The sequence below is a fragment of the Pedobacter sp. 01N310 genome (genome assembly GCF_056399805.1).
Genome location: NZ_JBFTSB010000001.1, coordinates 1283081 through 1295118, shown reverse-complemented (window position 1 = coordinate 1295118; position 12038 = coordinate 1283081). Strand labels below are relative to the sequence as shown.

Annotated in this window: 9 protein-coding genes; 3 read left to right on the top strand and 6 right to left on the bottom strand. The window is 39.5% G+C overall.

Going from position 1 to position 12038, the window contains the following annotated elements; translation table 11 throughout:
• The first annotated feature begins 115 nt into the window (after positions 1–115).
• Positions 116–1240, top strand: a complete 1125-nt coding sequence (locus AC1DNH_RS05040) for an AI-2E family transporter (protein ID WP_477585648.1) — start codon at positions 116–118, stop codon at positions 1238–1240.
• Between the two features lie 294 nt (positions 1241–1534).
• Here the strand turns inward: AC1DNH_RS05040 and AC1DNH_RS05035 are convergent, their stop codons facing one another.
• From AC1DNH_RS05035 to AC1DNH_RS05025, 3 genes are all read right to left on the bottom strand, one after another.
• Positions 1535–4243 (bottom strand): outer membrane beta-barrel protein, encoded by a 2709-nt coding sequence (locus AC1DNH_RS05035; protein ID WP_477625229.1) that lies wholly within the window; start codon positions 4241–4243, stop codon positions 1535–1537.
• Positions 4244–4376: 133 nt separating this feature from the next.
• On the bottom strand, positions 4377–4568 hold the full coding sequence (locus AC1DNH_RS05030; RefSeq protein WP_029279221.1) for an RNA-binding protein: 192 nt from the start codon (positions 4566–4568) through the stop codon (positions 4377–4379).
• Between the two features lie 8 nt (positions 4569–4576).
• The gene (locus AC1DNH_RS05025; protein WP_477610666.1) at positions 4577–4840 is read right to left on the bottom strand and encodes a hypothetical protein; all 264 of its coding nucleotides are present in this window, start codon (positions 4838–4840) and stop codon (positions 4577–4579) included.
• Positions 4841–5043: 203 nt separating this feature from the next.
• On the opposite strand from AC1DNH_RS05025, the gene AC1DNH_RS05020 reads away from it, so the two are divergent.
• Positions 5044–7797 carry a glycoside hydrolase family 2 protein gene (locus tag AC1DNH_RS05020; protein WP_477625228.1) on the top strand — a complete coding sequence of 918 codons (2754 nt, stop codon included), beginning with the start codon at positions 5044–5046 and terminating at the stop codon, positions 7795–7797.
• Positions 7798–7860: 63 nt separating this feature from the next.
• Positions 7861–8865: a 2-hydroxyacid dehydrogenase gene (locus AC1DNH_RS05015; RefSeq protein WP_477581854.1), complete on the top strand. Its 1005-nt coding sequence runs from the start codon at positions 7861–7863 to the stop codon at positions 8863–8865.
• Between the two features lie 75 nt (positions 8866–8940).
• On the opposite strand, the gene map is transcribed toward AC1DNH_RS05015, so the two are convergent.
• The 3 genes from map to AC1DNH_RS05000 form a co-directional block, all read right to left on the bottom strand.
• On the bottom strand, positions 8941–9741 hold the full coding sequence (gene map, locus AC1DNH_RS05010; protein ID WP_477625227.1) for a type I methionyl aminopeptidase: 801 nt from the start codon (positions 9739–9741) through the stop codon (positions 8941–8943).
• 122 nt (positions 9742–9863) lie between these two features.
• Complete coding sequence (locus AC1DNH_RS05005; RefSeq protein WP_215128193.1) at positions 9864–10475, bottom strand: Crp/Fnr family transcriptional regulator; 612 nt, start codon at positions 10473–10475, stop codon at positions 9864–9866.
• Positions 10476–10650: 175 nt separating this feature from the next.
• On the bottom strand, positions 10651–11805 hold the full coding sequence (locus AC1DNH_RS05000) for a helix-turn-helix domain-containing protein (RefSeq protein WP_477581851.1): 1155 nt from the start codon (positions 11803–11805) through the stop codon (positions 10651–10653).
• Positions 11806–12038 lie beyond the last annotated feature (233 nt).

Below are 12038 nucleotides of genomic sequence, written 5' to 3'. Positions count from 1 at the left end.
GGACTCCAGACTGCCGACTTCGGACTATAAACTCATTCCGCTTTTCAATATTAAAGGTTATCTTAAAACATTTTAACACCGATTGTGTTTAAACCTCAAATCAGAATAAGCTTTTATGACGAACAATTTACCCCTGACCGTTAAACGATCGATAGAATTATTGGGTCTAATGGCCATTGTAGCCGTTATGGTAATTGGAAGAGATATTATCATGCCGATGTTGATGGCTTTTTTTATCAGCATTATGTTGCTACCGGTGTATCGCTTTTTAAAAAGAAAAAAAATACCCGAATCGTTAGCCATTATCTTATCCATTTTATTAGTGGCACTGTTTGTAGCTTTGATTATTTGGTTTTTTTCGAACCAGATTGGCATTTTGGTTAAAGATTTTCCACAGATAAAAGCGAACGTAACACAGCATATCAATTCATTAAGTGATTGGATCAGTCGCATTACCCATTACGATGATAAGGAACAAAAAGCCTTCATAAAAACTAAAAGCGACGATTTGATGAACATGGGCACCTCGCTTGCAGGTGGTGCTGCCGTTACCTTAAGTGGCATTTTTGTATTTATCGGTTTGTTGCCCATTTATATTTACCTGATGCTTTTTTATAAAGACATTTTATTGCGCTTTATCTTCATGTGGTTTAAAACAGATGATCATCCAAAAGTGAAAGAAGCTATTTATGAAACCGAATCGATCATTAAAAGCTACCTAATCGGACTGTTAATCCAGATAACCTATATGACGATTTTGTTGGGTGGAATATTGATGTTAATTGGTATAAAACATGCTTTGTTAATCGGGGTAATCTTTGCCATCTTAAACCTGATTCCTTACGTGGGAGCCTTAATTGGTAACTTGATAGGGGTGCTGCTTACGCTTACTTCATCGCAAGAATTGTGGCCGGTAATTACCGTTTTAGGCGTAATTGCATTTGTTCAATTTTTAGATAACAACATACTCATGCCGCGTATTGTTGGCTCTAAGGTAAAAATCAATGCTTTATTTGCCATCCTAGGGGTATTTATCGGTGGCAGTATAGCCGGGGTTTCGGGGATGTTCCTCGCACTGCCTATTGTGGCTGTACTCAAAATTGTCTTCGATCGCACAGAATCATTCAAACAATGGGGTGTGCTGCTGGGAGATGAACGCCCGGCTAAAAGTCCGATGACTTTTCCCAACTTTAGGAAGAAAAAACCAGTGGCTACTAAAACGGGAATAGAAAAGGGATAAGGCTAAGGGGAGAGAATGGGAAATGTAGTCAGTTCTGTGGTAATCATTGTAATTTGCGGGAGGCAGTTGCTGCATAGGTTTCCCGCAGATTTAAGAAGATAAACGCAGATGATATTTAATCTCTCTTCGTCGTGATAATCTTAACCTCCAAATTTACGCACTCTATAAATAGTTATTTCTGCGGTAATCAGTGTAATCTGCGGGAGCAGTTGGTGTATAGGCTCCCCGCAGATTTAAGAAGATAAACGTAGGCGATATTTAATCTTTCTTTACAGTAAAAATTATAACCCAGTTTTAACTTCCAAATTTACGCACTCTATAAATGAGTGATAACATGAAATACCGTCCCAGTCGGTTAACTTGCTTATCCACAATTACGTTATCGAACACATCTCTTGATATCCCTGAGTTCTGATCAAAAAGATCGAATCCTTCTACACGGATAGCGGCCATATCGTTCTTCATAAACTTATATTCCATTGATAAACGAAGCAAAGTTGGATTACGCACCGCACCGTTATCAAAACCAGAGTTAATCTGTTTGGTAAAATCGTAGCCCAGGGTAAGGTCTTTAAAGAAATAATTACGACCTTCTATGCCACACTCAAAACGGTTAGACTGGCGGTCGGTAAACGTATCATTCGAATATTTAGTCAGGTTTTGCGAATAAGAGGTTTCTACCTCAAAATTAACAATATCTTTCAGGTCTACCCTAAATTCGAGTTCCTGGCGCCAGGCCATATTGCGTGCTTCTATTCTGCTGTTATCGGTAAAAGTAATGTTGTTGTTCAGTTGCCCAGAACCAGAATAACCAATGGTAAACTTTCGCTCTGGCGAGAGCGGTTTACTGATGTCGTAATCGCCCTGTAGGGTGTAATATCCATCTGTGTTAATGTAACTGGTAAGCTGATTAACAGTGCCTGGTACACGCTCTTTAGTGGTTACAATCCTATCGTTGGTGCGTTCGTACTTAAAATTGGCCATGATCACTTTTCCGGCGCTCCAATCGGCTTGTTTGTAATGGGCATTGATACTCTGGATAAACTCGGGCTTTAGATTAGGGTTACCCGTAACCACGTTCTGTAAGTTAGAATTGTCGGATATAGGTTGTAATTGTAAGAATCCAGGTTGGTTATTTCTGCCCCAATAATTTACATCCAGCGATTGCTGGTTAGAAAATTTATACGAGAACCGACCAGAGGGGATGAGGTTAAAAGTACGGTTAACGGTTTCAATATTATTACTTAAATTCTGTCCCTGAAGTAAAGCTGGCTGTGCATTGATGCCTAGTGTATAGTTCAGCTTTTCGCCGATATACCGGTAATTCAGCCCTACTTTATTGGTTATGAACTGGTAATCGTAAATATTGCTAAGGTTTGGATTAAATACCTGATTACCATTAGCCACATCATAAGCATCTCTCGAATTATTTGTTGATGATCGGTTCCAGCTGTAGTTTACTTCTAAAAAGGTTTTTTTCCAAAGAGGCTCCATATATGATGCACCTACATTAAGGCCTAAATTCCGGCTATTCTGGTTGTTCAGCTGGTTTTGTAGCACCGAATCGGCTGCGTTAGTATGAATGTTGATGTATTTGTTGTACACATTCCCAAAATTTTCGCCATTGGTGTAATTGATGTTACCCCAGGAAGTCAGGTTCCGGCCTTTCTTCGAAAATTTATGGTTGTAAAATATATTGGTACGCGCATTCAGGTTATTCGAATTACTGAAATTATTGCTTTCTCTTCGCGTAAACAAGGTATCCTGGGTAATAAGCGAGCTACCCGTATTATTGCCGCTATTGGTATTGTAAGAAAAGTTTGGAGAAATTTTAAGGTAATTCATCGTATCTATTTTATACTCCAAATTACCGCCAAACCAATGGCTATAGTTATCGCTCTTACTGTTGTTTCGGGCATCTTCAAGTCTGCTCAACGGATTTTGCCCCGCATCTTGTAAAACACTTTGTGTATAGGTAGAACTAATGGTGTTGTTTTTATTGTTGTTGAAATTATATCCGGCATCTGCCGAGAGTTTGGTGTTAAACTCATTTTTATAGTTAAGTCCGGCAACATTTCTGGTTGTAATGCCATCGCCGCCACCACCACGCATATTGGCATTTGCCGAAGTGCCATCGAATGAAATCTGCTGTTCACCCTTCATGCTATTTCCCCGTATATTGGTATTATAGCGATCGGCGTTGCCCAAACCTGCAGAGGCCCTGGCAAAATAACCTTTCTTTTTATCTTCTTCAATGGTCAGGTTCAGCACCTTTTCCGGCTCGCCCGTTTTAATGCCTGTAAGTTTGGCCTGATCGCCATAATCATCGATGAACTGAAGGTTTTTGATAATATCGGCAGGAAGATTTTTAATGGCTGTGGCTACATCTGTTCCGAAGAAATCTTTACCGTTAACACGTATTTTGGTTACAGGCGAACCCTGACTGGTTACATTCCCATCCTTATCCACCTTAATACCGGGTAGTTTTTTCAGTACTTCGTCAACAGCATCGCCATCTCTAACAGGAAAGGCTTTGGCGCTAAAACTCACGGTATCTTCGGTTACTTTAACAGGAGGAACACCCGAGATCACTACGCCCTCTAATGTGTTCGATGATGGTTTAAGTTTGATATCGGTGATGTTTAAAATACTACCCTTTTCGATCTGATACTGTTTAATAAATGTATCGAAGCCTATAAAAGCTGCTGATAAGGTAAACTGTTTAGATTTAATTTTATCCAATGCAAATGTACCATCATTATTGGCAGAGGTGCCTATACTGTCGGCGCCGAATTTAATCCTGACTACCGCACCGGGTAGTGGTAAGCCTGCAGTATCTAACACTATACCCTTCACGGTATAATTTTGTGCGTTACTGTTTGTGAAAATACCTGCAAAGAGCAGGAGTAGCAAAATCGATTTAGTAAAAGCCCTCATGAATTTATTTGTGTGTGGCATAAAAGTACGGAGCAGCGCGTTAACCCTGTTCAGCGTAATCAACATGTTACTGATTTTGGCTATTTTAGCTATTGATGTGATGGTTTTTTGCTGCCTTCCTCTTGGGTATCAGGCCGAATGGCAGACGTAAGTTGGTAGGAGATGGTATTTAAGATTGAGCTACCACTCATCAGGTATTTTATTTTGTATGTGCCTTCAGTACCACATTCCGGCCAAGGGTTTTAAACCTCACGGCATTGTCTTGTTCTACAGTAATGGTAATGTGGCCTGTTTTACTCGTGTTTATATCGCTTACCTTGCCAGACTTACCGATATGCGTTCCTTTAACCACAACGCAGTAGTCGCCATCTTTTAAATTTGTTGTTTCCATTTTAGTTTTTACAGGCCTGAGTTTGTTTCTGAACCCCGTAATTTTATTTCAGTATTTAATTGACTTAATTTAATTGCAACGGGTAACCAAGCGAGCATACAGCCTGGAATAACGGCAAGTAGCACAAAGTTTTGTTTTTTAACAATCAGATATAAAAGTGCACTAAACAGAAACAACATCACAATAGCACTTCCAATTAACAGGCCGCTCAATTGTTTTTTCTGTTTGTTTAATTCGGTTAGGCTAAGTTCGGATAGTTTGTTGTTTTTCATAGTGGAACAGTTAAGCTTCTAAGTAAAATTATTAAATTTTTAATGTTTTTAAAACCCTGAATGATTAAAGATGTAAAATGCTGGTTATCCAGTCTCATTTAAGCACAAATTCCATTATCTTGTAAACGTTCGGTTTAATACATCCAAAACCATTATTTTTGGTTGAAAACTGACGCTGTTTTAATGCTTATACCAAATATATCATGATCAAAAGATTAGTATCTTTATTGTTGCTATTGATTTCTTTCGCGGGCTTTTCGCAGGAAACTACTAAAACCTATCTTTCCGGAACGGATAAAGACCATACCAAACAATGGGATTTTTATTGTACTGCCGGTCGTAAAAGCGGCATATGGACTAAAATACCTGTGCCATCTAACTGGGAATTACAGGGCTTTGGAACTTACAACTATGGGCATGATAAAGTTAAAGCCAGCGAACAGGGCATTTATCGTTATGAGTTTCCGGTGGGTAAAATCACAGGAAAAAAAGTATTCCTGGTTTTTGAAGGCGCTATGACCGATACTAAGGTTAGTATTAACGGAAAGCTGGCGGGAGACCTGCACCAGGGCGGATTTTATCGGTTTAAATATGATATTACCACACTGTTAAAACCAGGACAGAAGAACCTATTGGAAGTTACGGTTGATAAAGTATCGGCAAATGCGTCGATTAATAAAGCCGAAAGAACGAGCGATTTTTGGATTTTTGGTGGCATTTTCCGTCCGGTTTACCTGGAAACTGTACCAAACAAATTTATAGAAAGAGTTGCTGTTAATGCTAAGGCCGATGGAACCTTTCAGCTTGATGTTTATGGCCAAAATTTGGCTGCTGATGATATTCTTGAAGCCCAGGTGAAAAAACTAACTGGCGAAAATGTAGGGAAAGCATTTGCTGTAAAAGCGAATTTAGCGAATGGTATGCAGACCCTGAAGGCTACTTTCTCAAACCCTTTATTATGGAGTAGCGAATTCCCCAATTTATATCAGGTGGTGGTGCGGATCAAAAATAAACAGAAAATTATTCATCAGGTAAAACAAAAGTTCGGTTTTCGTACGCTTGAACTGCGTAATGGCGATGGTTTTTATGTTAATGGTTCGAAAATGATTTTAAAAGGTGTTAATCGCCATAGCTTTTGGCCCGAAAGCGGACGTACATTAAGTCGCGAGGTACATTTAATGGATGTGAGGCTAATGAAAGAAATGAATATGAACGCTGTTCGCATGTCGCATTATCCACCCGATGCGGAGTTTTTGGATATCTGCGACTCGTTAGGACTGTATGTGATTAATGAATTAACGGGCTGGCAGGCAAAATACGATAACACAGTTGGGCACAGGCTCGTAAAAGAACTTGTAATCAGGGATGTAAACCATCCATCTATTGTTTTTTGGGCCAATGGCAACGAGGGAGGGTTTAATACCGATCTTGATAATGATTATGCTTTATACGATCCTCAGAAACGTACCGTAATTCATCCATGGGAGAAATTTAACGGAACCGATACCAAACATTACCCAGATTATAACTATATGATTAAGGCCGCTGCTTCAGGACAGGAGGTTTTCTTTCCGACTGAATTTATGCACGCGCTTTATGATGGTGGTGCTGGTGCGGCTTTAGATGATTTCTGGAATCAAATGTTGATTCACCCGCATGGTGCCGGTGGTTTTATTTGGGCTTTGGTGGATGAAAACGTAATCCGTACAGATAAAAACGGTATTTACGATGGTGATGGAAACCATGCGCCTGATGGAATTATTGGCCCACACCGCGAAAAGGAAGCCAGTTTTTACACCATAAAAGAGATATGGTCTCCGGTTTTTGTCGATCTGGTAAAAATTGACAGTGATTTTAATGGTAAAATCGCGATCGAGAACCGTTTCAATTTTACTAATCTTGATCAATGTACTTTTAAATGGAAATTGCTTAGTTTTCCCTCAGCTAACACAGCAGGAACAAAAGCTATTGTAAATGCCAGTGGAGCAACGGCTTCTAAGCTTAAGCCTGGCGCAAAAGGTACGCTTGATCTGGCTTTGCCAAAATCGTGGACACAAAGTGACGCTTTATATTTAACCGCTTATGGGGCTGATAAGAAGGAAATATTTACCTGGAGCTGGCCGATAAAAACTGCCCGTTTGGTTGCAGAGAAGCAAGAAACTACGCTGTCCAACTCAGTAGTAAAAGCCGAAGAAACTAACCAGTCGCTCCTGATTAAACAGGATGGTATGAGCTACTATTTTGAAAAGGCAACGGGTTATCTGGAGAAAGTTGTTAAAGGGAATACCATTATTTCTTTGTCAAAAGGTCCGGTGTTGGCTGGTGTAAATACCGAATTGAAAAATTTTAGCCATAAAGCAGAAGGCGCAAAATATATCGTTGAGTCTGATTATCAGGGTGCTGGTAATTTGCATGCGAAGTGGACATTTGAAACCGGAAAGCTGGTAAAACTCGAATATCAATTTAACCAACAGGGTGATGCTGATTTTATGGGTATTACCTTTAATTATCCTGAAGATAAAATTACCGGAATGAAATATCTTGGCCGTGGCCCGTATAGGGTTTGGAAAAACAGGCTAAAAGGGCAGCAGTTTGGGGTTTGGCATAAAGATTATAATAATTCGATCACTGGTGAAACCTGGGGCTACCCTGAGTTTAAAGGTTATCATGCCGAAGTGAACTGGGTGACTGTAGAAAATAAGGAAGCCCCGTTTACGGTTTACATACCCGATCAGGATACTTATCTGCAAATGTTAAGGCCTGCCCGTGAAGCTGCGGCACTAAGCAACAACAATGTAGAGCCCGCTTTCCCAGAAGGGAGTATAGGTTTCTTAAAAGGGGTAAGTGCCATCGGGACCAAGTTTCAGTCTGCTTTATTATTGGGACCCCAAAGCCAGAAAAACAAAACAGACGGAAAAACTTTTAAGGGGACGCTATTATTTGATTTTGGAAAATAAGCGTTTTGACTCCTAGGTTAAAACAGGACAGCAAAATCCTATTTAATCTGTATTTTTAACGATATGAAGATTGTGTTTTTTTCTGCGAAGCCTTACGACCGTGAATTTTTTGAAAGCTGTAATAAACATTATGATTTTGAATTAGAATTTTGGGAAACTCATCTGGGGCCTCATATTGCCGACGCGATAAAAACAGGTACTGATGCTGTTTGTGTATTTGTGAACGATAAACTAACGGCTGATGTTATAGCCATACTGGCACAAAAAGGGGTGAAAATTATTGCTTTGCGTTGTGCAGGCTTTAACAATGTGGATCTGAATGCGGCCAAACAATACGGGATTCGCGTTTGCCGCGTTCCGGCTTATTCGCCACAGGCTGTGGCAGAACATGCAGTAGCCATGTTGCTTACCCTAAACCGTAAAACCCATAAGGCCTACAACCGCATACGCGAACAGAATTTTTCGCTTTCAGGTTTAATGGGGTTCAATCTTTTTGGCAAAACAGTTGGCGTAATCGGCACAGGGAAAATTGGCGCTGCTTTCTGTAAAATTATGCTTGGTTTTGGCTGTACTGTACTGGCTTCTGATCCTTTTGTGGATAAATCATTACAAATTGCAGGAGTAAAGTATTTGCCTTTTCATGAAGTGATAAAAGAAGCTGATATTATTTCGCTGCACTGCCCGCTTACACCAGAAAACCATTATCTGATAGGATCAAATAGCTTATTGACGATGAAAAAAGGTGTTACGCTAATCAATACAAGCAGAGGCGGGTTGATTAATACACGAGAGGTGATTGAAGCACTAAAAACAGGCCAACTTGCGGCGCTGGGAATTGATGTATACGAGCAGGAAGAACAACTCTTTTTTAAAGATCTTTCAGCAAGTATTATTGGTGACGATGATATTCAGCGGCTAATTAGTTTTCCGAATGTTTTGCTTACCGGGCATCAGGCTTTTTTTACGCAAGAGGCCTTAACAGAAATTGCGGAGTCTACCCTAAAAACGGTTAAAATATTGTTAGAAGATAATGCTGAGGCGATAGTTTCAGATGCAATATTGGTGTAATAAGATAGATGGTTACATGGAGTTTTTTGAGAAACTGATCTCTCCAAAACCTCCATGCGCCCATTGTATTGCTATTTAGTAATAAGAAGTATTAAGGTTGCTGTTCTGCTTTTCAGCAGCCTCAATAGGGGCATAATTAGAAAGAATAAGTGCTTCCCCTTTTTTCACACATACATCATGTTCAAAATGTACAGATGGACTTCCATCAGCAGTTCTGATCGTCCAGCCGTCATCATCTAGAAAAACGTCTTTTTTGCCCATATTTATCATAGGTTCTATGGCCATTACCAGGTTTTCTCTTAGGAGTAAACCGTTGCCTTTACGGCCATAATTCGGTACCTGTGGATCTTCATGCATATCTTTCCCTAAGCCATGGCCTACCAGATCTCTTACTACGCCGTAGCCTTGCTTTTCGTTATGGCTTTGGATAGCTGCACCAATATCGCCAATGCGTTTGCCCACAACAGCTTCTTTAATTCCAAGAAAAAGCGATTCTTTAGTTGTTTTTACCAGGTTTAGTACTGCTGGCGATACTTCGCCGACGATAAAGGTATATGCATGATCGCCATGAAAACCGTTTTTTATGGTACCCACATCTACTGAGATAATATCGCCATCTTTCAGCTCATCTTTAGTCGGAAAGCCATGTACAACCACATCGTTTACCGAGGTAATAATATGGAAAGGAAAACCATTATAGTTGTAAAAGGAAGGTACAGCGCCATTATCAAGTATAAATTCGTTGGCTATTCTATCAATCTCGAGGGTTGTAATGCCTGGCTTTAATATTTTAGCTACTTCTGCAAGGGTATCGCTAACCAGTAGGGCACTGATCCGCATCAGTTCTACTTCTTCGTTGGTTTTATATAAAATCATTGCTGCAAATTTAGCAAAAGAAGCGGAAAGGAAAAAAGTTGAAAAGGTAGTGGCTAAAAGGCTTGAATGTTTGCGTGATCGAATGACTGCACGTTAGAATGATTGATTGTTTTTTCGCTAAATTAAGAGCACAACCGGTAATCGGGTGTTAAAATTTTATTTCTGATTCTACTCAGGGTTTCTAAGCGCATGCCAAGGTAGCTGGCCAGATAACGCTGCGGTATTCTGTTGATATCCAAATCGCTTTCCTGGAGTTTACGGTACCTGCTTATTGCTTTTGGTATCCTGGCCAGGATTGATCTTTCTGATGCTGCATAATAATGAAGCGCCAAAAGCTTTCTGCCGATTAGGTTGGCCTCTGGATAGTTTGCGTACATCGAATCGATTAGGGTATAAGGAATGCAGATGAGTTGACTTTCTTCCAGGGCCTGAAGATATTCTATCGAATGATTGGGCTGCTGATCGGGATGACGTATGGCGCCAATTAATTCATTTCCACAGCTAAACCAAGTGCTGATATCTTTTTTGCCATCGCGTATGAAGCCACGAACGAGTCCGTGTACCAAAAAATAGAGCGAAGCATTACTGTCTATTGGTGAAAGGATGTGTTTGTTCTTTTTAACATGGATGAGCTTACAAGATTTTTCATGTTCGGCCTTAAAGGCTTCAGATAAAGGATAAAATTGCTCAATATAATCGAAAAGCGGGCGTAAAAACGATGTTGAATAAAGCATAGTTAAGGCTTGTTAGATTTCTGAGAAATGGATTAAAGCATATTTATTTGAAATACCATACTCATATGATGATCAGAAACCAAAGGTATCTGGCATTTCAATATTTAGAGAAATAAAACGTGGTTGTGGCCTCTAACGATACGATCGTTAGAGTAAAAAAAGAGGGAATAACAGGTTAACGGCTTAATTCCTGTGCAAAATAGGTGGTTGGCATTAAGCCCGTTTCTTTTTTAAATGCATTGTAAAACGTAGCCAGACTTTTAAAGCCAGCTTCAGAAGCAATAGCTTCTATTGTTATTTTATCCGATTGGAGCGGGTACTGTATTAGGAAATGATTTACCCGGTAACTGTTTATCCAGTCGCGGAAATTTTTGCCGATGTGTTTATTAATTACGAAAGAGCAATGATGGATCGGGAGGTTAAGTTTTGCCGCTAGGTCGATAATCTGAAAATCGTGTATCAGGTAAAGGCGTTCAGCTTCCATTATTTCTTTCATGGCAAGGGCATAGTCAGACAGTTGCGCATCTAAAAGATTACTTTTTTTGACAGCTTTAAGTATACGTTTTGGATCTTCTTCCAATAAAGGAGCTAATGAGGAATCAGTTTCAGTTTTTTTGGTTGCAGCTTTTTTAGTCCAATCAACAGCTACCAGCAGGTAGCCATAAAAAATATAAGGCTTGTGAAGCGCATATAATAAAATGACTAATAGAGCCAAACAATTGAGCACAATAAAAGAGGCATTAACATATGGGATGTGTAAGCTTCTTAAAATAATGGGCACTAAACTAAACAACTGGAAAAAGGTCGCAATCCGGAGAAAAAAGATGATCCATTTTCTGCCTTCACCTTCGAGTATTTGTTGTGGTTTGTTTTTTAAACGGAGTACTGCAATCCAGGTAAGACACAAATAACCAAATACCAGCATTGGCCTAAATAAGTAATGAAAATATGGAGGAAACAGGCCACTTTTTGCTTTTAGTGAGAAGTAACCATTTTCTGCTAATTGGTTTCCTATCAAATCCCAATCTAGTGTTGTAGAAAAATGCCAGGGGATAACGTGGATAACAGCCAACAAAGCTGGTACAAAATGAAGCCATTCTATTTTTTGTAAACTTTTACGATCTTGAAGAAAGCCTGTTATGTAAAGGTAAAAGCAGGCTGGGGCAGCGTAATAAAACGGAGTAAAAGTTTGATGAAAAAAGGCTAGGGTATTAGGTTGACCCGATTTAAAGAGCAGCGAAGTTAAAATCTGCCCAAACCGGGCAAAAAATATAACCGAAAGTAGAACGTTAAGCAGCTTATTCCCTTTTTTTGCGAAAAAAAGATGCATAGAGAATAAAAGTAAGAATAGGCAACTGGTACTAACTATAAGGTTCAACGACTGCATATTTCCAACCAAGATAAAACATAATTGTTAAATTAAGTTACCTTCATTGTAAATGTTTGATGTGCAAAAGATGCTAAGAATGGAATGTTTTGGCTAAAAATAGGCTAATATTGCTGCTGTTGCCATTGCTTTTATACTATTCCGCAATAATGATTTGGCATAAACGTTTGTTTAAT

Bases quoted from the DNA above. Each gene is read 5' to 3' on its own strand.
- AC1DNH_RS05020 (WP_477625228.1), top strand. From the start codon at position 5,044: ATGATCAAAAGATTAGTATCTTTATTGTTGCTATTGATTTCTTTCGCG.
- AC1DNH_RS05015 (WP_477581854.1), top strand. From the start codon at position 7,861: ATGAAGATTGTGTTTTTTTCTGCGAAGCCTTACGACCGTGAATTTTTT.
- AC1DNH_RS05025 (WP_477610666.1), bottom strand. From the start codon at position 4,840: ATGAAAAACAACAAACTATCCGAACTTAGCCTAACCGAATTAAACAAA.
- map (WP_477625227.1), bottom strand. From the start codon at position 9,741: ATGATTTTATATAAAACCAACGAAGAAGTAGAACTGATGCGGATCAGT.
- AC1DNH_RS05040 (WP_477585648.1), top strand. From the start codon at position 116: ATGACGAACAATTTACCCCTGACCGTTAAACGATCGATAGAATTATTG.
- AC1DNH_RS05000 (WP_477581851.1), bottom strand. From the start codon at position 11,805: ATGCATCTTTTTTTCGCAAAAAAAGGGAATAAGCTGCTTAACGTTCTA.
- AC1DNH_RS05035 (WP_477625229.1), bottom strand. From the start codon at position 4,243: ATGTTGATTACGCTGAACAGGGTTAACGCGCTGCTCCGTACTTTTATG.
- AC1DNH_RS05030 (WP_029279221.1), bottom strand. From the start codon at position 4,568: ATGGAAACAACAAATTTAAAAGATGGCGACTACTGCGTTGTGGTTAAA.
- AC1DNH_RS05005 (WP_215128193.1), bottom strand. From the start codon at position 10,475: ATGCTTTATTCAACATCGTTTTTACGCCCGCTTTTCGATTATATTGAG.